The organism is Amycolatopsis sp. cmx-4-83, assembly GCF_046548815.1.
Taxonomy (GTDB): Bacteria; Actinomycetota; Actinomycetes; order Mycobacteriales; family Pseudonocardiaceae; genus Amycolatopsis; species Amycolatopsis pretoriensis_A.
On sequence record NZ_JAEBEF010000008.1, the window covers coordinates 389159 to 412295 of the forward strand.

Sequence of the window (23137 nt, forward strand, 5' to 3'; positions counted from 1 at the left end):
GCCCGGTGGTCCGGCCGCCCGGGTCACCGCCGGGTCCACTGCTGGTTGGCGCCGCCGCCGCAGGCCCACAGGATGATCTTCGTGCCGTTCCCGGTGGCCGCGCCGCTGGCGTCCAGGCAGAGCCCGGACACCGCGTTCGTGATGGTCCCGTTCGCGTTCAGGGTCCACTGCTGGTTGCGCCGGCCGTTGCAGTCCCAGCTGACCACCGCGGTTCCGTTGGCGGTGCCGTTGTCGTAGGCGTCCAGGCACTTCGTGCCGTTGACGACGAGCTGGCCGCGGGCCGGCACCCACGTCTGGTTCGGTCCCCCGGCGCAGTCCCACAGCTGCGCCTGGACGCCGTTGGTGATGCTGTTGTCGTCGATGTCGAGGCACCGGCCCGACTGCGTGCCGGCCACCTGGACGCCGTTCGTCCCGGGCAGCGGCAGGACGGCGACGTCGCTGAGCTGCGGTGGCGTGCCCGAGAACGTGAGGTTGTTGGTGCCCTTGCCCAGGGAGACGACGGCGGAGACGGTCCTGGCCGCTCCCCCGGTCGCCGGGAAGGCGACGACGGTCGGCTGCTGGCCGTTCACCGCGAGGGTTGCGGTCCGGGTGGTGGTCGCGCTGTAGGTGAAGGTCGCGACGGCCGATCCCGTCGCGGCCGCGGTGATCGTGGTGCCGTGCGTGGCCGCGGCGTCGGTGCCTTGGACGGTCAGCAGCACGGAGTCGTTGGCCGGGACGCTCACGCTGTATCCGTTGGCGTAACTGCCTTTGTCGGAAGCGCTCCAGAGGTTCCGGACCTTCGCGGTGGCGGCGGTGAGGCCGAGGTCGGCCCACCGCGCGGTCATGGTCGCCGCCGACGACGTCCGGTTGAGCAAGAGCACCGCGCGTTTCCCGGAACCGGCCAGGACCTTGCCGTACACCTGGAGCCCGGCGGCGTCCTCGGCGACCTTCACGCCCTGCAGGCCGCGCGGATCCTGGTCGACGGCGATGACTTCGCGGTTCTTGAGGACGTTCGCCGTCTCCGCGCTCATCGTCACGAGGTTGTTGCCGGCGAGCAGCGGCGCCCCGGAGACCGCCCACATCCCGAACTCGGTCCGCCCCTGCGCGGCGGACAGCCCCGGCATCCCGACGGTCAGCATGTCGGGGTCGTTGACGTACCCGGTGTGCTGCGAAACGGGGTGCTGCGCCTGGTCGAAGTTGGTGAGCGCCTGCGGGAGGGTCGCGGTCTGGCCGTAGTAGATGATGTCCGTGCTGGTCCGCCACATCGGGGCGGTGCCGGCGCCCCAGTTCCACGGGTTCTTCTTGCCCCAGTCGCAGATCGAGAGGGTGAGCGTGCGCCCGGTCTGCGCGGTGGCGGCTGTGTTGGCGTCGCTGATCGCCCGGTAGGTGCTCGCCGGGTCGAGGCCTTCGGCGTCGCCGCCGCACCAGTCGACCTTGACGAAGTCGAAGCCCCAGCGCTGGAACTGCAGCAGGTCCTGCAGGTAGTGGCCTTCACTGCCGGACCCGGGCGCCGCGGGCCGCCCGGTCGGGTAGTAGTACCCGCAGCCGTCCCGCCCGGCGTCGGTGTAGATGCCCGCCTTCAACCCCTTGCCGTGCAGGTAATCCGCGATGGCTGCCATGCCGCCGGGCCATTCGGCGGTGTCGACGGTGATGTTCCCGGAGCCGTCGCGGGTGCCCTGCCACCAGCCTTCGTCGATGTTGACGTAGGTGTAGCCGGCGTCCTTGAGCCCGGCGGAGACGAGCGCGTCGGCCTGCGCTTTGATGGTGGCGTAGTCGATCTTGGCGGCGAAGGTGTTCCAGGAGGCCCAGCCCATGACGGGAGCGGGAGTCACCACCTCTGCCGCTGCGGCGGCTCCTGCGCCTTGGACGACTCCGGCGAACGCCAGGAGCACGGACAGCAGAACGCGCAGCTTCATCGCATCGCTCCGACCTCGTCGTCAGGAATGTTAGCGTTAACAAATGGTGCTGGTTCTGCATTTTGGACGGCGGGGCGATCGCCCGTCAAGCGGCGAACGGCCGACCTTCGGCAGCACCTACTCGCTGAGCCATTCCGCCGACGGCCGGAAGTATCTCGCCCAGCCGAAGATCACCGAGCCTCGGAGATCGATGTTCGTGGCGCCGTCGTAGCGAATGACGAGGCCGGAGAACGACCACCGGTTCGGTCACGGCAATCCGGTCGAACACGGTCGAACGCCGCCGCAGAGACCGGCCCAGCACCAGGGCGCCTCTAGCTTGCTAGCATGCTAGGGTCAGCCACGTGGGCGATGACGACGTCAAACAGTTCAACGTGTACCTGCCGATCGGCCTGATCCGGCAGCTCAAGCACCGAGCCGTCGAAACCGAACAGTCGCTGTCGGCGCTCGTCGCCGAAGCGCTGCGCGCCTATCTCGGAACCGAAGAGGAGCACTGAACATGACGACCGAGGGCATCGAGGCCGTGTACCTGGAGACGCACAACTGGGGCAAGGCCGCCAAGTTCTTCCAGGCGCTGGGCTACGAAATCGACTTCGCGACCGACCACAACTCGGGGCTGCTCCGCAACGGCGACGGACCCCACTTGTTCATCGCCGAGGTACCCGCGAGCCAGGAACCGCGGCAGCAGGTCGTCTTCAAGGTGCCGGACGCCGACGCCTTCCGGGCCGACGACATCGTCGAAGTGGTCACCCCGTTCGAGGACACCCACTACGGGACCCGCGAGATGACCGTCCGCGATCCCGACGGGCGGACCTGGACGCTCTCGGCGCCGGCGGCGGGCTGACGATGACCGCGCCGGACAGCACCGCGGTGCGGACCGCCTTGTGGCGGGCGCTGCACGTCGCCGTCGATCCGCCGCCGCACGTGTTCGACGACGAACTCGGGCTGCGGCTGGCCGGTCCGGGCGAGGGCTGGCGGGACCGGGACGACATGGACCCGGCCACCGCCGGGCGGTACCGGGCCGGGATGGTCGCGCGGGCGCGGTTCGTCGAGGACCTCGTCGTCGAACACGCGAGCCGCGGGGTCGGGCAGTACGTCCTCCTCGGGGCCGGGCTGGACACCTTCGCCCAGCGCCGCCCGGAAATCGCGGCGCGGCTGCGCGTGTTCGAAGTCGACCAGCCCGGCCCGCAGGCCTGGAAACGCGCGCGCCTCGACGAACTCGGGCTCGGCGTCCCCGAGTGGCTGCGGCTGGTACCGGTCGACTTCGAGACCACGTCGTGGTGGGATCGGCTCACGGACGCGGGTTTCGCGGCGGACGAACCCGCGGTCGTCGCGTCCACCGGCGTCAGCATGTACCTGACCAAGGCGGCGAACGCGGCCACGCTGCGCCGGATCGCCGGGTTCGCCCCGGGTTCCACGCTGGCGATGACGTTCATGCTGCCGCCCGAGCTCCTCGACGACGGCGAGCGCGCCCGGCACCGGGCCACCGCGGGCAAGGCGGAAGCGGCCGGGACGCCGTTCGTCAGCTCCTTCTCCCCCGCCGAAATCCTGGCGCTCGCCAAGGAAGCCGGGTTCGGCGAGGCGGTGCACGTCTCGGGCGACGAGCTGGACGAGCGCTACTTCGCCGGGCGCGCCGACGGGCTGCGGCTCGCCCGTGGCGAGGAGTTCCTCGTCGCTACGGCCGGGGCAGCTGACCGAGGTAGGCCCGCAGCATCGTCTTGACCGGGTCCAGCAGTTCGGGCGCGCCGTCGCCGCGGAACGCTTCCTGGAGCACGGCGTCAGCGGCGAGGAACGCCGTGCGGCACGCCACCGCGGCCGCGTAGTCGTCACGCAGGAGGCGCTGGGCGACCAGGATGCGGTGCACGCCGGTGGCCATCACGCGCTTGTGCGCGCGGTCGGCTTCCCGGGCGCCGTCGGTGAGGCCGCGCCCGAACCACAGGGCGCGGAACCCGGGCTCGGCGCGGTAGAGCCCGGCGAACGCGTCGACGAGGAGGCCGACCGGGTCGTCCCAGGCCTCCTCCGCCGCTCGCTCGGCGACGGCGTCCATGAGGTCTTCCAGCCGGGCGAGGTAGCCCACGGCCAGCGCCTCGGTGATCGCCTCTCGATCCGGCAGGTACTGGTAGAGCGCGCCGACCGAGACGCCGGCCTCGGCGGCGACGCGGGTCGTCGTCAGCGCTTCGACGCCTTCGCGGGCGAGCAGGCGGTCCGCGGCCGCCAGCACCCTGGCCAGCTTTTCCCGCGAGCGCGCTTGGCGCGGCACCCGGCGCGGCCGGCCTTCGGTCATCCGCTCCCCAAACCTGAACGTGACTTTGTTTCGTATTTATCCTAGCCTCGGCGCATGGCAATGGCGAGTTCGATGCTCGACGAAGCACGGCGGTCGGTGGCGAGGGCCTGTCACGGGCTCGCGGGCGAAGGCCTGCTCATCGGCAGCGCGGGCAACGTGAGCGTCCGGGTGGGCGAGCACGTGGCGGTGACGGCGACCGGCGTCGTGCTGGGCCGGGCCACGGCCTACGACGTCACCGTCGTCGACCTCGACGGCGAGGTGGTCGCCGGCGAGCGGACCCCGACCTCGGAACTGGAGCTGCACCTGGGGATCTACCGGCGCTACGGCGCGGGCGCGGTGGTGCACACCCACTCCCCGCAGGCCACCGCGGTGTCCCTGGTGCTCGACGAGCTGCCGTGCGTCCACTACCAGCAGCTGGCCCTCGGCGGCGCGATCCGGGTCGCCCCGTTCGCCGTCTTCGGGTCGGCGGAGCTGGCCGCGGAAACCCTCACCGCGCTCGACGGCAAGTCCGCGGCGCTGCTGGCCAACCACGGCGCGGTCGCCCACGGTCCCTCCCTCGAAGCCGCGGTCGACAACGCGCTGCTGCTCGAGTGGGCGTGCGGCCTGTACGTGCGGGCCGCGACGCTCGGCGCCCCGCGGGTCCTCGATCCCGCGCAGCAGGAAGCCGTCGTGGCCGCGGCCGTGCGCCGGGGGTACGGGCAGTGACGCAGACGGTCGTGACGCTCGGGGCGCACGTGTTCGACGTGCAGGTCCGCCCGGTCGAAGCCATCCCCGACGGCCAGGGCGCGACCCTGGTGGAGCAGATCCGGTTCGGTCCGGCGGGCACGGCCGCGGGCACCGCGGTCACGCTGGCCAAGCTGGGCGCGACGGTCCGCACGGCGGGCGCGATCGGCACCGACCCGGTCGGTGACCTGCTGCTGGCGATGCTCGCGCGCCACGGCGTCGACACGTCCCTGGTGCTGCGCCGCGAGAGCGTGCAGACGTCGGCGTCGGTGCTGCCCATCCGCGCCGACGGCAGCCGCCCCGCCTTCCACGTCCCCGGCGCGAACCTGACCTACGAGCCCTCGGACGCCCCGGCGTCGGAGATCGTCCGCGCGACGCACCTGCACCTGGGCGGCCCGGAGCTGATGGGCGGCGAAAAAGCGGCGCAGATCCTCGGCCCGGCCCGCGCGGCCGGCGTGGTGACCTCGGCCGACCTGCTCGCCCCCGGCGACCCCGGCGTGCTGGCCTGGCTCGCGCCCGCGTTGTCCTCTTTGGACTACCTGCTGCCGAACGAGGACCAGCTGCTGGGCTTGACGAACGCGGACACCCTCGAAGGCGGCGCCCACGCGCTCCTCGACGCCGGCGTCGGCTGCGTCGCGGTGACGCGGGGCGCGCTCGGCGCCCTGGTGGTGACGGCGCGGGAGGCGCTCGAAGTGCCGGCGTTCGCGGTCCCGGTGGTGGACACGACCGGCTGCGGCGACGCCTTCTCGGCGGGCTTCCTCCGTGGCCTGGGCCTCGGCCGCTCGCTGCGGGACGCGGCCGTCCTGGGCAGCGCGGCCGCCGCGCTGGTGGCCCAGGGCCTCGGCAGCGACCACGGCGACTTCGACCTCGCGGCGGCGGACGCTCTCGCCGCAGTCACGCCCACTCTCTGACGCATTCTTGCATCGCCACCCCTTGACTTGACGTTTTCCTGCATTCAGGATGCCTCTCGTGCAGATCGAAGGCAAGGCACCTGAACTGGACCGGCGGATCGTCGCGGCCCTGCAGCTCAACGGCCGGGCGTCCTGGGGCGCCGTCGCGCGGCACGTCGGGGCCAGCGAGTCCACCGTCCTCCGCCGGGCCGCGCAGCTCACCGACAGCGGCCGCCTCCGGGTGATCGGGGTCGTGGACGTGCTGCGATGCGGTCTCGGCGTGCCCGTGATCGCGCGGCTGCGGTGCCGGCCGGGTACGGCCGCCGGCGTGGCCGAGGCGCTCGCCGCGCGGCCCGAGGTGCGGTACGCGACCGTGCTCGCCGGCAGTGCCGACTGCTCCGCCGAGTTCGTCCTGCCCTCCTACCGCGAGATCGCGCGGCTGCAGGAGAACGGCTTCCCCGGCGACGAGGACGTCCGCGATGCCGAGACCTTCGCCGTCATGCGGACGTTCACCTCCAACCACGACTGGGACTCCGGCGAGCTGAGCCGCGAGGCCGTCACCGACCTGCGCGGCGGCGAGGTCCGGCCGTTCGAAGAGCAGCACTGGGAGCGCCCGCCCGAGCAGCTCGACGAGCTGGACCTCGCGATCTGCGCGGCGCTCGGCGAAGACGCGCGGGTGCCGTTCAAGGAGGTGTCCAGGCACGTCGGGACCAGCGAGTCCACTGTGGCCAGACGCGTCGACTCGCTGGTGCGCCGCGGGTGCCTGCGGTTCCGGACGCTCGCCGAGCCGTCGATGTTCGGCTACGCCCTCGAATTCATGCTCTGGCTTTCGGTGGTCCCCGGCGAGCTCGACCGCGCCGGGCAGCAGCTCGCCGCCCACCCCGGCACGAAGTACCTCTCCGCCACCACCGGCCGGTTCAACCTCGTCGGCCAGATCGTGCTGCGGCACTACGGCGAGCTGTACCGGCACACCACCGACGTCGTCGGCGCGCTGCCCGGGCTCCGGGAAGCCGACGTGACCCTGCAGGTTTCGACGCTCAAGCGCGCGTGGGCCCCGACACCCGCCGCCAAGCTGGAGGACGCATGACCGAACAACCGTGGCAGTGGGACGAAGCGACCTGGCGCGGCCACGTCGAGCACGTCCGCGCGGGGCGCCCGCTGCGCCCGGCGGCGTGGCCCGGCGGCGCGAAGGTGGCCGTGGCGCTGTCCTTCGACTCCGACCACGAAACACCCTCGCTGCGGGACGGCGACGTCCTGCCCGGCAAGATGGCGCAAGGCGAGTACGGCGCCCGCGTCGGCGTCCCCCGCATCCTGAAGCTCCTGCAGCGGCACGACGCGCCCGCGTCCTTCTTCGTGCCCGCCGTGTCCGCTCTGCTCCACGACGGCGAAGTCAAGTCCTATGTGGACGCCGGGCACGAAGTGGCGCTGCACGGCTGGATCCACGAACGCAACACCGCCCTCACCGAAACCGAGGAGCGCGACCTCGCCTTCCGCGCCGCCGACGTGCTCGAGCGCCTCGCCGGCACCCGGCCGGTGGGCATCCGGACGCCGTCGTGGGACTTCTCCGCGCACACCCTCGCCATCACCCGCGAGCTGGGCCTGGCCTACGACTCGTCGCTGATGGCCGACGACGACTGCTACGAGCTCCTCGAACACGGCGAGCCGACCGGGATCGTCGAGCTGCCGGTCGAGTGGATCCGCGACGACGCGCCGTACTTCATGATGGACCGGTTCGCCTCGCTGCGACCCTACACCCCGCCCCGCGGCGTGCTTTCGATCTGGCGCGACGAGTTCGACGCCGCGTACGCCGAGGGCGGGATCTTCCAGCTCACCATGCACCCGCACATCATCGGGCACCGGTCCCGGATCGCCGTCCTCGCCGAACTGCTCGACCACATCGGCGGCCACGACGGGGTCTGGTACGCCACGCACGCCCAGATCGTCGACCACGTCCTCCGGGAGCAGGCATGACCACTGTGGACACCGTCGTCAGCCACCGCTTGACGGCCCAGCAGCGCAAGGCGATCGTCGCCGGCGCCGTCGGCAACACCGTCGAGTGGGTCGACTGGGCCGTCTACGCGACCTTCGCGCCGGTCTTCGCCGGCCAGTTCTTCGCCGGCGGCAACGAAACCACGGCCCTGCTGTCCACGTTGGCCGTGTTCGCCGTCGGGTTCGTCATGCGGCCGATCGGCGGCGCGGTGCTCGGCGCGTACGCCGACCGGAAGGGCCGCAAGAAGGGCTTGACGCTCACCATCTCGCTGATGGCCGCGGCGTCGATCGTCATCGCGTTGTGCCCGACGTACGCGCAGATCGGCGTGCTGGCCCCGATCGTGCTGCTGCTCGCCCGGCTCGTGCAGGGCTTCTCGGCGGGCGGCGAATTCGGGTCGTCGTCGGCGTTCCTCATCGAGTCCGCCGCACCCGGGCGCCGCGCGTTCGCCGGTTCGTGGCAGCAGGTTTCGGTCGGCCTCGGCTCGCTGATCGCCGCGCTGATGGGCACGATCCTCAACGCGACGCTGTCCGACGGAGACCTGCACGGCTGGGGCTGGCGGCTGGCGTTCGGCATCGCCGGCCTGCTCGGCCTCGTCGGCCTGTGGCTGCGCGTGTCGGTGCACGAAACCGAGGCGTTCACCAAGATCTCCGCCCAGCCGCGGCGGAACCCGGTCGTCGCGATGCTGCGCGACCACCCGGGCGCGGCGCTGCGCGTGGCCGGCGTGACCATCGCCGGGACGCTGATCTACTACGTGTGGGTCTCCTACATGCCGGCCTACGCCCACCTGAGCACCGGCATCCCGCTCAAGACCGCGCTGCTCGCCAACACCCTCGCGATGGTCGTGTTCATCGCGCTGCTGCCGTTCGGCGGCCTGCTGTCCGACCGGATCGGGCGCAAGACGACGATGACCGCGTTCGCCGCCGGGTTCGTGGTGTTCGCCTGGCCCGCGTTCCACTTCCTGGGCAACAGCTTCTGGAGCGTCTTCGTCATCGAGCTGATCGGGCTGGTGCTGATCGTCGGCTACTCGGCGAACTGCGCGGTGATCATGGCCGAGCAGTTCCCGGCCGAGGTGCGCACCACCGGCATCGGGCTGCCGTACGCGCTCGCCGTGGCGATCTTCGGCGGGACCGCGCCGTACGTCACGACGTGGCTGAACGCGAACCACCTCGGCCACCTGGTGTGGGTCTACGTCGCCGCGGCCGCGCTCATCGGCGTCGCGGTCTACCTGACCATGCCCGAGACCAAGGGAAAGGAGCTGTAGTGCGGACCGTGCTCGTCACCGGCGCCGGCGGCGGGATCGGCGCGGCCATCGCCGCCCGGTTCGCCGCCGCGGGCGACCGCCTCGTCCTGGCCGACCTGCGCCCGGCCGAACTGTCCGCGGTGGCGGCCCGGCTGGGCACCGACGTCGTCGAGCTGCCCGGCGACCTCGCGGACGCCGGATTCGCCGGGGGACTCGTCGGGCAGGCCGGACCGGTCGACGTCCTCGTCAACGCGGCGGGGATCTACCCGGCCACTCCCCTGCTGGAGATGACCGCGGCGACCTGGGACCGCGTGCAGGACGTCAACGTCCGGGCCGCTTTGCTCACCACCGTCGCGTTCGGACGGTCCCACGTGGCCGCCGGGACCACCGGCGCGGTCGTCAACATCTCCTCCGGCGCGGCGACCCGGGCGCGGCCCGGCGCCGCCCACTACGCGACGTCGAAGGCCGCGCTGGAGATGCTCACCAAGGCGTGCGCGGTGGAACTCGGCCCGCACGGCATCCGCGTGAACGCCGTCAGCCCCGGCTTCGTCACCGTGGACAGCTCCGCCAACCCGGTCACCGAGGCGTACGCGGAAGCGGTGTCGGTCAACCCGCTCGGCCGTCGCGGCGAACCGCGGGAGGTCGCCGACGCGGTGTTCTGGCTCGCCGGACCGGAAGCGGCCTGGATCACCGGCGCGGTCCTGCGCGTCGACGGCGGGTCCACCGCGGGCGCGGCCGGCCTGCCGCTGCACTGGACCGGGGAAACCCCCGTGCAACAAGGAAAGGAAGCGCATGTCTGACCGGCGCTCGTACACGGTGGTCGGTGGCGGCGCGATCGGGGGGACGCTCGCGTTCCACCTCGCGCGCGCCGGCCACCCGGTGTCCATCGTGGACGCCGACACGGCGCACGTGGCCGCGATCGAAGCCCGCGGCCTCACCTTGCGCCGCCCGGAGGGCGCCGAAACCGTCGAACTGCCCGCGTTCACCCCCGCGGACGCCCCGCCGGTCCTCGGCCGCGTCCTGCTGGCCGTCAAGGCCCAGGCCACCGAAACGGTCCTGGAGTGGCTGACACCGCGGCTGGCGGAAGACGGCTTCGTCGTGTCCCTGCAGAACGGGCTCAACGAGCGGCTGATCGCGTCCCGCGTCGGTCCGGAACGGACGGTCGGCGCGTTCGTGAACCTGTTCGCCGACGTCGTCGAACCCGGTGTCGTGCGGGACGGCGGCCTCGGCGCCCTGGTCGTCGGCGAACCCGACGGCCGGATCACGCCGCGGGTCGAGGAGGTCGTCGCGGACCTGCAGGTGTGGGGTCCGGCGAAGGCGACCGCGAACGTCGAGGGCTACCTGTGGGCGAAGCTGGGGTTCGGCGCGATGCTCACCACGACCGCGCTCGCCGACGCGCCGATGGCCGACCTGATCGACCGGCACCGGCCGCTCATGCACGCGCTGACCGCGGAGGTCTTCTCCGCCGCGGGCGAGCGCACCCTGGAGGCGTTCGACCAGTTCGACCCGGCCGCCTACCTCCCGGGCGCGACCGGCCGCGAGGAGGCGACCGACCGCCTGGTCGCGTGGCTGCGGAGCCAGCCGAAGGACCGCAGCGGCATCTGGCGCGACATCGCCGTGCGGCACCGGCCGGTCGAGGTCCACCACCACTACGCGCCGGTGCTCGCGGAGGCTCCCGTGCCGCTGCTGCGCGCGGTGCTGGCCCGGCTGCGCGAAGTCGAGAGCGGCGCCGTCGCGATGTCCGAAAACCACCTGACCGAATTGGAGCGAGCTCTGTGATCCGGGACCTGCACGAGTGGGTGCGCGCGCACCGCGACGACCTCCTCGCCGACCTCGCCGCGTACGTCGGCATCGAGACGCCGAGTGACGACAAGCCCGCTTTGGACCGCGGACTGTCCTGGGTGGACGGCCGGCTGCGCGAGCGGCTGGGCACCCCGGAGAACGTCCGGGACGTCGACGGCGGGCGCTACGGCGACATCAAGGTCTACGACTTCGCCGGCAGCGGAGAACCGGTACTGCTGCTCTGCCACTACGACACGGTGTGGCCGCTGGGCACCCTGGCGGAGTGGCCGTTCACCGTGGACGGCGACCGCGCGACCGGGCCGGGGATCTTCGACATGAAGTCGGGCCTGGTGCACGCGGTGTGGGCGCTGCGCGCGCTCGACGCCGCCGGGCTGCCGCGCCCGGCCGTCCGCCTGGTCCTCAACGGCGACGAGGAGATCGGCAGCCCGGCGTCGCGGCCGGTGATCGAGGAAGCCGCCGCGGGCACCCGTGCCACGCTGGTGTTCGAGGCGAGCGCCGGCGGCGCGGTGAAGACCGCGCGCAAGGGCGTCGGCCTGTTCCGGGTGCGCACGACGGGCGTCGAGGCCCACGCGGGCCTGGACCCGGCGAAGGGCGCGAGCGCGATCGACGAACTGGCGCGCGCGATCCTGGCCCTGCACGGACTGTCCGATCCAGACGCCGGCACGACGGTCAACGTCGGCGTGATCGACGGCGGCACGCGCTCCAACGTGATCGCGGGCGCTGCTTCGGGTGAGATCGACGTCCGCGTGTCGAGCGCGCCGGAGGCGGCCCGCATCGACGCGGGCCTGGCGGCGCTCAAGCCCCACGACTCCCGAGCGACCCTCACCATCGAGGGCGGCTGGAACCGCCCGGTGATGGAACGCTCCGCCGCCATCGCGAAGGTGTACGAACTGGCGCGCGAAGAAGCGGCGGAGCTGGGCGTGACGCTGCGGGAGTGTTCGGTGGGCGGCGCGAGCGACGGCAACTTCGTGGCGGCACTGGGCCACCCGGTCCTGGACGGCTTCGGCGCGGTCGGCGACGGCGCCCACGCGCGGCACGAGCACATCAGCGTCGAGGGGATGCTGGAGCGCACGGCGCTGGCCGCCGCCGTCCTGCACCGCCTCGCGGGTTGACCACCGGCCGCGTGCCGCGCATACTGCTCTCGTAATGCAACCAGTTTCGAGGTGAGAGCGGTGCGCGACACGCGGTCCGGGTGCCCGATCTCCCTGTCGCTGGAAATCTTCGGCGACCGGTGGACGCTGCTCGTGCTGCGTGACGTCGTCTTCGGCGGCGCCCGGCACTTCCGCGAGCTGCTCGGCGGCGCCGAGCGGATCTCGTCGAACGTGCTGGCGGACCGGCTCGGCGTGCTCGTCGAACACGGGCTGCTCACCCGGGCCGGCGACCCTTCGCACAAGCAGAAGGTCACCTACAGCCTGACCGAGCGGGCCATCGAGCTCGTCCCGGTGCTCGTGCAGCTCAGCGCGTGGGGCGTCCGGCACCTGCCGGTCGCCGACGAGTACGCCGCGCGCGCCGCGGTGCTCACGGACGGCGGTCCGCCGCTGTGGGAAGCCTTCATGGACGAGCTGCGCGAGGCCCACCTCGGAACCCGTCGCGGAGAAGCGCCGGACGGTCCCCCCGTCGCGGCGCGCCTGGCAGCGGCCTACACGGCGGCGCTGCCGGGCCGACGATCGGAGTGACGATGGAAACCCGGCTCGACGAACGGTTCAGCGACCCCGGTACCCGGGCCACGGACTGGGCCGAAACCGCGCGAGCGCTGGAAGCGGCGCAGATCAGCTGGCTCACCACGGTGCGGTCCGACGGCCGCCCGCACGTCACGCCGCTGGTCGCGGTGTGGCTGGACGGCACACTGCACTTCGCGACCGGCGAGACCGAGCAGAAGTACCTCAACCTGACCGCGAACCCGAACGTCGTGCTGACCACCGGCCGCGACTCCTGGGACGACGCGCTGGACGTCGTGGTCGAAGGCGTCGCCCGCCGCGTCAAGGGCCGCGCCGAGCTGACCCGGCTCGCCGAGGCCTGGCTGGCCAAGTGGGACGGCAGCTGGGTCTACGAGGCCACCGACGACGGCTTCCGGCAGGGCGGCCACGACGCGGCGGTGTTCGCGGTCGAGCCGGCGAAGGTCCTGGCGTTCGGCCGCAAGCGCACCACGACGGACGCCTCGATGCTGTCCACTGTGGAATTCACCCACACCAGCCATTCACCCGCGGGCGGCTGACCGGCCGAACACCCGGGCCAGTCCGCGCCGGGGTGCGCGGGTGCGCAGCCGGCCGGCGACGGCGTCCTCCAGCAGGGCGCCGACCGTCTCCCGGGCGCACGCCTTGTTCGCGCCGATCCCGCCCGACGGGCCGCGCTTGATCCAGCCCGCGACGTACGTCCCGGGCGTGACCCGGCCCGAGACGTTCGGCACGGTCCCGGTTTCGGTGTCGAACGGCAGCCCCGCAACCGGCGCGCCGCGGAAGCCCGCGGCCCGGACCACCCGGCCCGCCGGGATCTCGGCGCCGCCGGAGGTGAGCACGCTGCGCACCTCGGTGTCGCCGGTGAACGCGACCGGCGAAGAGTGGAACCGCAGCACGGTCCGCCGTCCGTCCGGCGGTGGCGACGACCAGTCCACGGCCTCCCGCGGCAGCCCCCGGAGCAACGCGGCTTTCCCGTCCCCGCCGTCGATCGCCGCGGCGATGCGTGGGTCGTGGCCGTCCACGACGAGGTCGCCCCGGGCCGCCAGCGCCAGCAGCTCCGACCGCGTGTACGCGGCGTCCTCCGGGCCCCGGCGGGCCAGCACCACGACCTCGCGGACCTTGCTCGACCGCAGCTGAGCCAGGGCCGCCGGGGCAAGGGACGTACCGGCCAGCGAAGACGGATCCGCCGTCAGGATCCGGGCGACGTCGAGGGCCACGTTGCCGGTGCCCACCACGACCACCCGCTCGGCCGAGAGGTCGACGGCGTCCGGCGCGATGTCCGGGTGGCCGTTGTACCAGCCGACCACCGCGGCGGCCGGGAGGCTGCCGGGCAGGTCTTCGCCCGGGATGCCGAGGGGCCGGGCCTCCGTCGCGCCGACCGCGTAGATCACCGCGTCGTGGCGCTCGGCCAGCTCCGGACCGGCCTCGACGCCGAGCCGCAGGCGCAGCCGCGGGTGGTCGTGGAAGCGGGCGAACGTCTCGCCGATCTTCTTCGTCGACGGGTGGTCGGGCGCGACGCCGTAACGGATCAGCCCGCCCGCCGCCGGCAGCCGGTCGATGAGCGTGACCCGGGAATCGGTGTGCAGCAACAGGTCCTCGACCGCGTACATGCCCGCCGGCCCGGTGCCGACGACCGCGACGTCGAGCGGCGCGAAGTCGCTCGGGAGGATCCGGGCGAACGACGGCGGCGACCACCGGTGGAAGTTCGGCGCGACGGTGGCCTCGGTCAGCACGTCCCGCTCCGCGTAGTACTCCGCGTTGATGTCGGGGTAGGCCGCGAGCGGCCCGGTCAGGGCGCCGGCCGGGAAGATCGCGTCGACCGGGCACGCGTCGGCGCAGGCACCGCAGTCGATGCACGTGTCCGGGTCGACGTAGAGCATGTCGGTCGTGCCGAAGTCCGGCTCGTCCGGCGTCGGGTGGATGCAGTTGACCGGGCAGACCGACACGCAGGACGCGTCGGCACAGCAGGTCTGCGTGATCGCGAACGCCATGTCAGATCAGGTTCGCGCGCTTGTAGAACCACAGCGACGGCTTGGTGAGCAGCCCGGCCGAGTGCAGGAACTCCATCAGCCCGGAGCAGCTCGAGCGCAGCATCGACTTGTGGTGTTCGTTCGCCTTCGCCTCGCGCCGCGCCCGCTTGCCGTCCAGCCCGGCGTTCTCGTACACCTTGGCGTTCACCATGCTGGTGACGATGAAGTACGACGCCACCGCGACGACGAAGCCGTTGATCTGGCGGCGCAGCCACCCGGCGCCTTCGAGCCGCTCGCGGGTCTCCTCGCGGGCGAACTTCATGTGCCGCGACTCCTCGACCACGTGGATGTTGTTGATGGTCCGCACGAACGGGACCACGCGCTCGTCGCGCATCCAGTCGCGCTGCATGACGTCGAGGACCTCTTCGGCGACGAGGATCGCCGCGTACGCCGCTTCCCCGGTCGCGGTGGCTTTGAAGACCCGGCCCAGTTCGACGACGAACCGGCGCGGCCGGTACGCGGGCGCGCGCAGCTTCGCGGCACCGCGGGCGAACATGATCGAGTGGCGGCACTCGTCGGCGATCTCGGTCAGCGCCCACTGGAACGCCGGGTCCGTCGGGTCCTTGCCGTAGAAGTCGCGCAGCACCATCTGCTGGAGGATCATCTCGAACCAGATCCCGGTGCTCGCCACCGACGCCGCCTCCTGGCGGGTCAGCTCGCGCTGCTGCCCGGGCGTCATTTCGGCCCAGTAGGAGGTCCCGTAGAGCGTGCTCCACTCCGGGCTCGCACCGTGGTAGTCGGTGTCCAGCGGCGTCTCCCAGTCGACCTCCTTGACGGGGTCGTAGGACAGCTGCTCCGACGAGTCGAGCAGCCGCCGCGCCACGGTCTCCCGGTCCGACACGCCCGCTTCGCCGATGCTCGTCATGGCCGACCTCCTCGTCAGGTGTTACCCAAGTTCACTGTTACCAACCGTAACACATACTTTCCCGCCCGCCAGCGGGCATCTGAGTGAACGGTTGTACACTCAGCGGGTGAAACCCCTGCCGTACGGCTCCGGGCTGCTCGGCCCGCTGGACCAGAACGTCACGGCGTTGCGGCGGCGGGTCCAGCGGCTGCTCACGGCCGCCCTGATCGCCACCAACGTCATCGGCGCACTGGTCGTGGTCGGGCTCGCGGCCCTGCTCATGCCGGCGCCGGGGATGTCCGCCGACCTCGTCCGCGTCACCGCGATCGCGGTACCCGTGTACGTCGTTTCGGCGGTCGTCGTCGGCACGCTGTGGGGCACCGGCGGCGCGCTGCGGACGCTGCACTGGGCGGCCGAGGGGCGCCGGCCCACCGACGCCGAACGCACCGCGAGCCTGCGCGTCCCGCTGCGGCTCACCGTGCTGCAGGCCGTGCTGTGGGGCGTCGCGACACTGGTGTTCGGCGGGCTCGCTGTCCTCGTCCAGCCGTCGGTGGCGCTGACCGAGCTCCTCGTCGTCGCCTTCGCCGCCGTCGTCGTCTGCGCGATCGCCTACCTGTTCGGCGAGTTCGCGCTGCGGCCGTACGCGGCACTGGCGCTGGCGGGCACGACGCCGCCGCGCCCGGTCACCGGCGGCGTCAACCTGCGGATGCTGCTGTTCTGGTGCCTGGGCACCGGGGTGCCGGTGGCCGGGCTGGTGGTGACCGCGGTGCTGGCCTGGGTCCGCGGCGACGTCTCGACGACGAAGCTGGCCGTGTCGGTGATCGTGCTCGGGCTGGTCGTGCTGTGCTTCGGCCTGCTGGTCACGGTGTTCACCGCCCGCGCGGTGGTCAACCCGATCACGTCGGTCCAGGACGCGCTGGGCCGCGTCCGGGCGGGCGAGTTCGCCGTGGAGATCCCGGTCTACGACGGCAGCGAGCTCGGCCTGCTGCAGGCGGGGTTCAACGGGATGGCGGCCGGGCTGGCCGAGCGCGAGCGAATGCGCGACCTGTTCGGCAGGCACGTCGGCCACGAGGTCGCGGTCGAGGCCATGCGCACGGCCACCGAGCTGGGCGGCACGGTGCGGACGGTGTCGGTGCTGTTCGTCGACCTCGTCGGCTCGACGGCGCTGGCCGCGAGCCGCCCGCCCGAGGAGGTCGTCGCCCTGCTGAACCGGTTCTTCGCCGTGGTGGTCGACGAGGTCGACCGGCACCACGGGCTGGTCAACAAGTTCGTCGGCGACGCCGCGCTGGCGATCTTCGGGGTGCCGGCCCCGCTCGCCGACCACGCGACGTGCGCACTGGCCGCCGCCCGCGCGATCGCCCGCCGCCTGGCCGCGGAGGTCCCGGACGGCCCGGCCGGCCTCGGCGTGGCCACCGGCGACGCGGTCGCGGGCAACGTCGGCGACCCGCGCCGCTTCGAGTACACGGTGATCGGCGACCCGGTCAACGAAGCCGCCCGGCTGACGGAGCTGGCCAAGAACGCCCCCGCCCGCCTGCTGGCCTCCTGGACGGCGGTCGAGTCCGCCGCGGAGACCGAGGCGGCCCAGTGGGTGGCGAAGGAGGAAGTGGTGCTGCGCGGACGATCCCGCCCCACCACGCTCGCGTCGCCGAGGACTTAGCGCCGCGGGTCGATGTGGACCTTCGGCCCCGCACCGCCGGGCCGCTCCCCCGCCAGCACCGCGCCGACCCCGTCGAGGCCGACGGTCGCCCCCACCAGCGGGCGCGGGTCGACCGCTCCGCTCGCGTACGCCTCGATCGCCTCCGCCAGGCCCGGTGACGCCGACAGGACCCCGACGGCCGTGACGTCCTTGAAGACCAGCGCACGCGTGTCCACCCGGCTGGGGTCGCCCGACAGTCCGATGTAGACGACCCGCCCGGCCGGCTCCACGAGGTCCACCGCGAGCGCGGGCGCCGCGGCCGCGCCGGTGGCGTCGACGACCGCGTCGAACGGCAGGTCCGGCAGCGTCTCGCGGGTCCAGACGCCGGTGAAGCCCAGGCCGCGGGCGAAGTCCAGCGCGGCCACGCCCATCAGGTGCACCTCGGCACCCGCGGCCCGCAGGAACATCGCCGTCAGCAGCCCGATCGTGCCCGGCCCGAGCACGAGCACCCGGTCGCCGGGGCCGGCCTGGGCGGCCCGTGCCGCGCGCAGGGCGTTGCCGCCGGGTTCGACCAGGGCGCCGAGCACGGCGTCCACCGGGTCCGGCAGCGCGTGCAGCGACCACGCCGGCACGGCGAGCCGCTCGGCCAGCGCGCCCGGCCGGCCACCGCGGATGCCGACCTCCTCGCGCTGCTCGCAGGTGTGCTGGTGCCCCTTCCGGCACCGGCGGCACGTCCGGTCGCCGAGCATCGTGTCGCCCATGACCCGGCGGCCGAGCCAGGCGGGGTCGACGCCGTCGCCGATAGCCGAGACCGTGCCCGCCCATTCGTGCCCGAGCCGCATCGGGTAGGCGGCGTGGCCGTCGTGCAGGTAGGGCATCTCGCCGGTGAAGAACTCGACGTCGGTGCCGCACACGCCGGCGCGCTCGACGTCGACGACGACCTCACCCGGTGCCGCGGCCGGCGCGGGAACCTCCCGCACGGCGTACTCCCGGGGGCCGGTGAGCACGAACGCCCGCATGATCGAAGACATGGCAGAATGCTCGCACGCTTGCCCGCCGGTGGCGGTCTCGCCCTTCCACGCACGTTCGCCCTGACCCGGTCCGGGACGTCATGAACGACCCTTTCACCGCGTCCGGCGCGGTGAACGACCCGTTCACGACGTTGCGAACCGCCGGACCGGCCGCGCGCCGGGCGGTTATTTTTCTCCCTTTCTCCGAATGAAGCGAAAATGAACCATCACATTCCGGCCGATACAACGGAATTCGTGTAACGGACCCCGGACGAATGCGACTAACGCGGTGATTCCGCTTCGTCCGGGGAGGCACCGTGGACGTCAAGACCGAACGGCCGTCCGCTCAGCAAGCGGCCGCCGCCGCGCGAGCCGGACGGCGGATCGTCGAACGGCGGGCCAAGATCGCGCTGCTGCGCACGCCCGGCGGGATCGCCAGGGCCGACGAGCCGCGCCGCGTGGCCACCCGGATCGACCGGCTCGCCCGCTACCACCCCGACGTGCGCCCGGTCAGCCCGGCGGCGATCGTGGCAGGCGAGCCCGCGGCGATGGCGGCCGCGGGCGCGATCCTCGAACGGATCATCCTCACCGACGACCTCCTCGGCGTCGGCTACCTCGAAGGCGGTGTCCGGGCGGCGTCGGCCGTGGGCCGGGTCAACATCCGTGACGACCGCGGCCGGCTCACCGGCTACGGCACCGGGTCGCTGGTGTCGCCGGAACTGCTGCTCACCAACCACCACGTGCTGCCCGACGCGGCGACCGCCGGGTTCAGCGTGATCGAGTTCGACTACCAGGACGGCGTCGACGGCCTGCCCCGGCCGGTGCGCGCGTTCCGGCTCGACCCCGGCCGCTTCTTCGTCGCGGACGAGGACCTCGACTTCGCGCTCGTCGCCGTGCAAGCGTCCGCGGACGACCTCGCCGCCTTCGGGTACAACCGGCTGATCGGCACCGAGGGCAAGGCGATCGTCGGCGACTTCGTCACCATCGTCCAGCACCCCCAGGGCGACAAGAAGAAGGTCGCGCTGCGGGAGAACCGCGTCGTCGACGTGCTGGAGCAGTTCCTGCACTACGAGACCGACACCGAACCCGGGTCGTCGGGTTCGCCGGTGTTCAACGACCAGTGGGAGGTCGTGGCGCTGCACCACGCGAGCGTCCCCACCGGCGACCACGCCGAGCTCGGCCGCTTCATCAACGAAGGCATCCGGGTCAGCAAGCTGCTGGCTTTCCTGCGCACGCACCGGTTCCCGGCCGAGCAGCAGGCCCTCGTCGACCGGCTGGCCGGCCGCGCCCTGCCCGTGGCGGGCGCCCGGCCGGAGACCGGCCGGATCGACCCGGACTACTCGAACCGCGAGGGCTACGACCCGGCCTTCCTGCCTGGGCACGCCGTGCCGCTGCCCGCCCTGCCCGAGGCCCTCGTGCCGCTGGCCGCGCTCAACCGGCAGGCCACCGCCGAACCGCGGTACGTGCTGCCGTACCACCACTTCAGCGTCGTGCTGCACAAGGAGCGGCGGCTCGCGCTGTTCACCGCGGTCAACATCGACGGGCGCACCAGCCGGTCACTGCACCGCGAAGCCGATCACTGGTCGCTGGACCCCCGCGTCGAGGAGGCCGAGCAGGTCGGTGAGGAGATCTACCGGGCCAACCCGCTCGACCGCGGCCACCTGGTCCGCCGCCTCGACCCGGCGTGGGGTGCGACCGAAGCGATCGCCCAGCTGGGCAACGACGACACGTTCCACTTCACGAACTGTTCGCCGCAGCACAAGGACTTCAACCAGAACAAGACCACGTGGGCCGGGCTCGAGGACTACGTGCTGAACAACGCGGACAACCACGACCTCAAGGTCACCGTGCTGACCGGCCCGGTGCTGGCCGAGGACGACGACCGCTACCGCGGGGTGCGGTTGCCGCGCCAGTTCTGGAAGGTCGTCGCGATGGTGAAGACCGACGGCACGCTCTCGGCGACGGCCTACCTGCTGAGCCAGGAGGAACTGATCAAGGGACTGGAGCTGGCGGGCGAGTTCAGCTACGGCGCCTACCGCACCTACCAGGTCCCGGTCCGGCGCGTCGCCGAGCTGACCGGGCTGTCGTTCGGCGAGCTGCCGGACGCGGATCCGTTGGCGCAGCAGGAATCCACGAGCGAGGTGCGCGAGATCGGCGGTCCGGCGGACCTGGTGCTATGACCAGGGCGTGACCGGCCGCGGCTGCCGCTCCCCGTCCAGGAAGACGTCGACGCGTTCGGTCAGGAAGGCGATGTACCCGGCGACGTCCCGCGCGTCGGACAGCGGTTCGCCGTACGTCCAGGCGAGATCGGGGTGCGCGCCCACCGACCAGTAGCTCGCGTGTCCTTTGTAGGCGCACGTGGTGCGGGTGCCCGACGGGGTCAGCAGCTCCATCCGGACGTCTTCGCGCGGCAGGTAGTAGCGGGTGGTGATGCCGGTTTCGAACAGCATCCGGGGCGCGGCCGAGTCGGCCACGACGACGCCGTCGACCTCGATCCGGACCCGGCTGTCGCCGCGCCGGACGTCGATGCGCGAGAACGGGTCCCGCGGATGGCCGACGATCGGTTCGGCTTCCTCGAGCCACTCGTCGAAGGCGGCGAAGTCGAGGACGACGTGCTCGCCCAGGTCGGGGTCGGCGGGCCGGAAACCCGCGCCCGGCAGCGTCACGCCGTCGCCGGCCAGGGTCAGCGGCTCGCCCGCGCAGGTGTGCACGGCGAACGCGGTCCGCGGGTCGAGGACCGGCGGGCCGCCCTCGGCCAGCCGGACCGGGTGCTCCGGCGCCGCCGCGGTGTCCGCGGGGGCCGGGGTCGCGCGCAGGTCCGCGAGCGGGAACGCGTACGAGGGCACCACCCGCTTCGGTTCCCAGACCAGCACGGCCCGGCGCGAGTCGGCGAACGTCCGTCCACTCGCGACCGCCCGCACCCGCTTCGCCACCGGTTCGTAGCGCAGTTCGGCCAGGTCGCCGGTGAACCGCGCACCCATGCGTGTCGCCATCGGTCCACGATCCGCGCCGGACGACGCCGGCGTCAACTCCCGCGCAGGATCTCGTACGCGTGACGGCGGTGCACGGCGAAGAGCTCGAGCGCCGCGTCGAGGTCACGCGCCCGCAGCGCCTCGGCGAGCTCGCGGTGCTCGGCCGGGATGCCGTCGAGGTAGCCCTCGGCCTCGACGCCGATCCGGGTCAGCAGGAACAGGTGCACCTGCGAGCGGATCGCTTCCCACGCTTCGCGCAGGCGCCGGTGGCCGGCGGCGGCGTAGACCGCGTCGTGGAACGCGAGGTCGCAGCGGACCATTTCGTGCGCGTCGGCGGCCCGTTCCATCCGGCCGACGACGGCGTCGACCTCGGCCAGGTCGGGCGCGCGCTCGACCACCAGGGCGACGGCGAGCTGTTCGAGCGCCGCCCGCAGGCTGTCCAGCTCGGCGACGTCCGCGTCGGACAGCGCGGTGACCGTGGTGCCCCGGTGCCACTCGCTGCGGACGAGCCCCTCGCGCTCCAGTTTGAGCAGCGCTTCCCGCACCGGCCCGCGGCTGACGCCCAGCGCTTCCGCGAGCTCCACCTCCCGCAGCGCGCTGCCCGGCGCGTAGACACCGCCGAAGATCGCGTCGCGGACGCGGTCGGCCACCTCGTCGGCCAGCCCGCGCCGGCGCGCGGGGGCCACTTGAGCACTCATGTCGTAATGTTAACATCCAGACATGACTCTCCCTCGCTTCCACCTCGCGATGCCCGTCGACGACCTCGCCGCCGCCCGCCGCTTCTACGGCGAAGTCCTCGGCCTCGAACCGGGCCGCAGCGCCGACACCTGGGTCGACTGGAACCTGCACGGGCACCAGTTCGTGACGCACCTGGTGCCGTCCCGGCCGGAGCGGGTGCACAACCCGGTCGACGGCCACGACGTGCCGGTGCCGCACTTCGGGCTGCTCCTGACCGTCGAGGAGTTCCACGCCCTGGCCGAGCGGCTGCGCGCGGCCGGGACGGCGTTCGTGATCGAGCCCTACCTCCGGTTCGCAGGGCAGCCCGGTGAGCAGTGGACGACGTTCCTGCTCGACCCGGCCGGGAACGCCCTGGAGTTCAAGGCGTTCGCCGACGACTCACAGGTCTTCGCGGTCTGAGGCGGACCCGCGCAGCGAGCCCGGGTGCGCCTTCGCCCCGGGGTCGCGGCGGGTCTTGAGCAGGCTGGCGACGGTCACCACGGCCAGCACGCCGATGATCACCGCGAGGCTGACCGGGGTGGCGATTTCCGGGACGCGCTCGTCGAGGTCGACGTGCGCCCAGTGCAGGATCAGCTTCACCCCGATGAACGCGAGGATCACCGCGAGCCCGGCCGAGAGGTAGACGAGCCGGTCGAGCAGGCCCTTCACGAGGAAGTACAGCGCGCGCAGGCCCAGCAGCGCGAAGGCGTTCGCGGCGAAGACGATGAACGGCTCGTCGGTCACGCCGAACACCGCCGGGATCGAGTCCAGCGCGAACAGCAGGTCGACGCCGCCGATCGCGACCAGGACGACCACCAGCGGGGTGACGAGCCGCCGCCCGCCGGCCGTGGTGGTCAACCGGCCGCCGTCGTAGGTCTCCGACACCGGCAGCAGCCGCCGCGCGGTGCGCACGACGAGGTTGTGCTCGATGTCGGGGTCGGCGTCGCGGTGCCGGAACAGCTGGACGCCGGTGAAGATCAGCAGCAGGCCGAACAGCAGGAACATGAAGGAGAACAACGCGAGCAGGGCCGCGCCGAGCGCGATGAAGAGCCCGCGCATCACCAGGGCGAGGATGATCCCGAACGTGAGCACCTTGTGCTGGTGCTCCTCCGGGACCGCGAACGTCGTCATGATGATCACGAACACGAAGAGGTTGTCGACCGACAGGCTCTTCTCGACGATGTAGCCGGCGAAGTACTCCGCACCGAACTCGCCGCCGTGGGCGAGCGCCAGCCAGACGCCGAACGCCACCGCGACGAGGATGTAGCCCACCGACCAGGCGACGGCCTCGCCGAACCCGACCCGGTGCGGCCGGACCGCGGCGAGCACGAGGTCGACGGCCAGCAAGGCCAGGACGACGCCGATGGTGACGAGCCACGTGCCGGCCCCGATGCCCATCCGTTCCCCCGCTCCCGCGTGCTTGCGGCGAT

The 23137-nt window shown here is 72.5% G+C and carries 25 protein-coding genes; 17 read left to right on the forward strand and 8 right to left on the reverse strand.

Annotation, left to right across the window (positions count from 1 at the left end):
- Window positions 1-23: 23 nt before the first annotated feature.
- Window positions 24-1895 carry a glycoside hydrolase family 27 protein gene (locus ACLJQM_RS26390; RefSeq protein WP_410633141.1) on the reverse strand — a complete coding sequence of 624 codons (1872 nt, stop codon included), beginning with the start codon at window positions 1893-1895 and terminating at the stop codon, window positions 24-26.
- Between the two features lie 43 nt (window positions 1896-1938).
- On the opposite strand from ACLJQM_RS26390, the gene ACLJQM_RS26395 reads away from it, so the two are divergent.
- The 4 genes from ACLJQM_RS26395 to ACLJQM_RS26410 all read left to right on the forward strand — a co-directional run bounded on the left by ACLJQM_RS26395 (window position 1939) and on the right by ACLJQM_RS26410 (window position 3614).
- On the forward strand, window positions 1939-2106 hold the full coding sequence (locus ACLJQM_RS26395) for a hypothetical protein (RefSeq protein ID WP_410633142.1): 168 nt from the start codon (window positions 1939-1941) through the stop codon (window positions 2104-2106).
- A 130-nt stretch (window positions 2107-2236) separates the two neighbouring features.
- The gene (locus ACLJQM_RS26400; RefSeq protein ID WP_247024235.1) at window positions 2237-2389 is read left to right on the forward strand and encodes a CopG family transcriptional regulator; all 153 of its coding nucleotides are present in this window, start codon (window positions 2237-2239) and stop codon (window positions 2387-2389) included.
- A 2-nt stretch (window positions 2390-2391) separates the two neighbouring features.
- Window positions 2392-2736, forward strand: coding sequence for a VOC family protein (locus ACLJQM_RS26405; protein ID WP_410633143.1), 345 nt, complete (start codon window positions 2392-2394; stop codon window positions 2734-2736).
- A gap of 2 nt (window positions 2737-2738) precedes the next feature.
- Window positions 2739-3614 carry a class I SAM-dependent methyltransferase gene (locus ACLJQM_RS26410; RefSeq protein ID WP_410633144.1) on the forward strand — a complete coding sequence of 292 codons (876 nt, stop codon included), beginning with the start codon at window positions 2739-2741 and terminating at the stop codon, window positions 3612-3614.
- On the opposite strand, the gene ACLJQM_RS26415 is transcribed toward ACLJQM_RS26410, so the two are convergent.
- A complete protein-coding gene (locus ACLJQM_RS26415) occupies window positions 3568-4176 on the reverse strand; it encodes a TetR/AcrR family transcriptional regulator (protein ID WP_410633145.1) in 609 nt (202 codons plus the stop codon). The two genes, ACLJQM_RS26410 and ACLJQM_RS26415, sit on opposite strands and share 47 nt — an antisense overlap.
- 60 nt (window positions 4177-4236) lie before the next feature.
- On the opposite strand from ACLJQM_RS26415, the gene ACLJQM_RS26420 reads away from it, so the two are divergent.
- From ACLJQM_RS26420 to ACLJQM_RS26465, 10 genes are read left to right on the forward strand one after another with little or no spacing between them, the layout of a single operon-like run.
- Entirely contained in the window at window positions 4237-4881 is a 645-nt protein-coding gene (locus ACLJQM_RS26420) for a class II aldolase/adducin family protein (RefSeq protein WP_247025166.1), read from the forward strand.
- Window positions 4878-5810 carry a carbohydrate kinase family protein gene (locus ACLJQM_RS26425; RefSeq protein WP_410633146.1) on the forward strand — a complete coding sequence of 311 codons (933 nt, stop codon included), beginning with the start codon at window positions 4878-4880 and terminating at the stop codon, window positions 5808-5810. The genes ACLJQM_RS26420 and ACLJQM_RS26425 overlap by 4 nt, the downstream gene beginning before the upstream one ends.
- A gap of 58 nt (window positions 5811-5868) precedes the next feature.
- Window positions 5869-6876, forward strand: a complete 1008-nt coding sequence (locus ACLJQM_RS26430; protein ID WP_410633147.1) for an Lrp/AsnC family transcriptional regulator — start codon at window positions 5869-5871, stop codon at window positions 6874-6876.
- The gene (locus ACLJQM_RS26435; protein ID WP_360775949.1) at window positions 6873-7760 is read left to right on the forward strand and encodes a polysaccharide deacetylase family protein; all 888 of its coding nucleotides are present in this window, start codon (window positions 6873-6875) and stop codon (window positions 7758-7760) included. Before ACLJQM_RS26430 ends, ACLJQM_RS26435 begins: the two co-directional genes overlap by 4 nt.
- A complete protein-coding gene (locus ACLJQM_RS26440; RefSeq protein WP_247024242.1) occupies window positions 7757-9040 on the forward strand; it encodes an MFS transporter in 1284 nt (427 codons plus the stop codon). Before ACLJQM_RS26435 ends, ACLJQM_RS26440 begins: the two co-directional genes overlap by 4 nt.
- On the forward strand, window positions 9040-9819 hold the full coding sequence (locus ACLJQM_RS26445; protein ID WP_360775952.1) for an SDR family NAD(P)-dependent oxidoreductase: 780 nt from the start codon (window positions 9040-9042) through the stop codon (window positions 9817-9819). Before ACLJQM_RS26440 ends, ACLJQM_RS26445 begins: the two co-directional genes overlap by 1 nt.
- Window positions 9812-10798 carry a ketopantoate reductase family protein gene (locus ACLJQM_RS26450; protein WP_410633148.1) on the forward strand — a complete coding sequence of 329 codons (987 nt, stop codon included), beginning with the start codon at window positions 9812-9814 and terminating at the stop codon, window positions 10796-10798. Before ACLJQM_RS26445 ends, ACLJQM_RS26450 begins: the two co-directional genes overlap by 8 nt.
- Complete coding sequence (locus ACLJQM_RS26455) at window positions 10795-11934, forward strand: M20 family metallopeptidase (RefSeq protein WP_410633149.1); 1140 nt, start codon at window positions 10795-10797, stop codon at window positions 11932-11934. The genes ACLJQM_RS26450 and ACLJQM_RS26455 overlap by 4 nt, the downstream gene beginning before the upstream one ends.
- A 60-nt stretch (window positions 11935-11994) precedes the next feature.
- Complete coding sequence (locus ACLJQM_RS26460) at window positions 11995-12498, forward strand: winged helix-turn-helix transcriptional regulator (RefSeq protein WP_360775961.1); 504 nt, start codon at window positions 11995-11997, stop codon at window positions 12496-12498.
- A gap of 2 nt (window positions 12499-12500) precedes the next feature.
- The gene (locus ACLJQM_RS26465) at window positions 12501-13037 is read left to right on the forward strand and encodes a pyridoxamine 5'-phosphate oxidase family protein (protein ID WP_360775964.1); all 537 of its coding nucleotides are present in this window, start codon (window positions 12501-12503) and stop codon (window positions 13035-13037) included.
- Here the strand turns inward: ACLJQM_RS26465 and ACLJQM_RS26470 are convergent.
- Both ACLJQM_RS26470 and ACLJQM_RS26475 read right to left on the reverse strand, forming a co-directional pair.
- Window positions 13020-14489, reverse strand: a complete 1470-nt coding sequence (locus tag ACLJQM_RS26470; RefSeq protein ID WP_410633150.1) for an FAD-dependent oxidoreductase — start codon at window positions 14487-14489, stop codon at window positions 13020-13022. The genes ACLJQM_RS26465 and ACLJQM_RS26470 overlap by 18 nt on opposite strands.
- Window position 14490: 1 nt before the next feature.
- Window positions 14491-15393 carry an AurF N-oxygenase family protein gene (locus ACLJQM_RS26475; RefSeq protein ID WP_360775970.1) on the reverse strand — a complete coding sequence of 301 codons (903 nt, stop codon included), beginning with the start codon at window positions 15391-15393 and terminating at the stop codon, window positions 14491-14493.
- A gap of 106 nt (window positions 15394-15499) precedes the next feature.
- Between ACLJQM_RS26475 and ACLJQM_RS26480 the strand changes: the two genes are divergently transcribed.
- Entirely contained in the window at window positions 15500-17029 is a 1530-nt protein-coding gene (locus ACLJQM_RS26480) for an adenylate/guanylate cyclase domain-containing protein (protein ID WP_360775974.1), read from the forward strand.
- On the opposite strand, the gene ACLJQM_RS26485 is transcribed toward ACLJQM_RS26480, so the two are convergent.
- Window positions 17026-18039: a zinc-dependent alcohol dehydrogenase gene (locus tag ACLJQM_RS26485; RefSeq protein ID WP_360775977.1), complete on the reverse strand. Its 1014-nt coding sequence runs from the start codon at window positions 18037-18039 to the stop codon at window positions 17026-17028. The two genes, ACLJQM_RS26480 and ACLJQM_RS26485, sit on opposite strands and share 4 nt — an antisense overlap.
- Window positions 18040-18335: 296 nt before the next feature.
- Between ACLJQM_RS26485 and ACLJQM_RS26490 the strand changes: the two genes are divergently transcribed.
- On the forward strand, window positions 18336-20198 hold the full coding sequence (locus ACLJQM_RS26490) for a DNA/RNA non-specific endonuclease (protein WP_410633151.1): 1863 nt from the start codon (window positions 18336-18338) through the stop codon (window positions 20196-20198).
- On the opposite strand, the gene ACLJQM_RS26495 is transcribed toward ACLJQM_RS26490, so the two are convergent.
- On the reverse strand, window positions 20193-21011 hold the full coding sequence (locus tag ACLJQM_RS26495) for a DUF427 domain-containing protein (protein ID WP_360775983.1): 819 nt from the start codon (window positions 21009-21011) through the stop codon (window positions 20193-20195). The genes ACLJQM_RS26490 and ACLJQM_RS26495 overlap by 6 nt on opposite strands.
- A 32-nt stretch (window positions 21012-21043) precedes the next feature.
- A complete protein-coding gene (locus tag ACLJQM_RS26500) occupies window positions 21044-21688 on the reverse strand; it encodes a GntR family transcriptional regulator (RefSeq protein WP_360775986.1) in 645 nt (214 codons plus the stop codon).
- Window positions 21689-21710: 22 nt separating this feature from the next.
- Here ACLJQM_RS26500 and ACLJQM_RS26505 point away from each other — a divergent pair, with 22 nt between their 5' ends.
- The gene (locus ACLJQM_RS26505) at window positions 21711-22127 is read left to right on the forward strand and encodes a VOC family protein (RefSeq protein ID WP_410633152.1); all 417 of its coding nucleotides are present in this window, start codon (window positions 21711-21713) and stop codon (window positions 22125-22127) included.
- Here the strand turns inward: ACLJQM_RS26505 and ACLJQM_RS26510 are convergent.
- Window positions 22107-23105, reverse strand: a complete 999-nt coding sequence (locus tag ACLJQM_RS26510; RefSeq protein WP_410633153.1) for a TerC/Alx family metal homeostasis membrane protein — start codon at window positions 23103-23105, stop codon at window positions 22107-22109. The two genes, ACLJQM_RS26505 and ACLJQM_RS26510, sit on opposite strands and share 21 nt — an antisense overlap.
- Window positions 23106-23137: the final 32 nt, after the last annotated feature.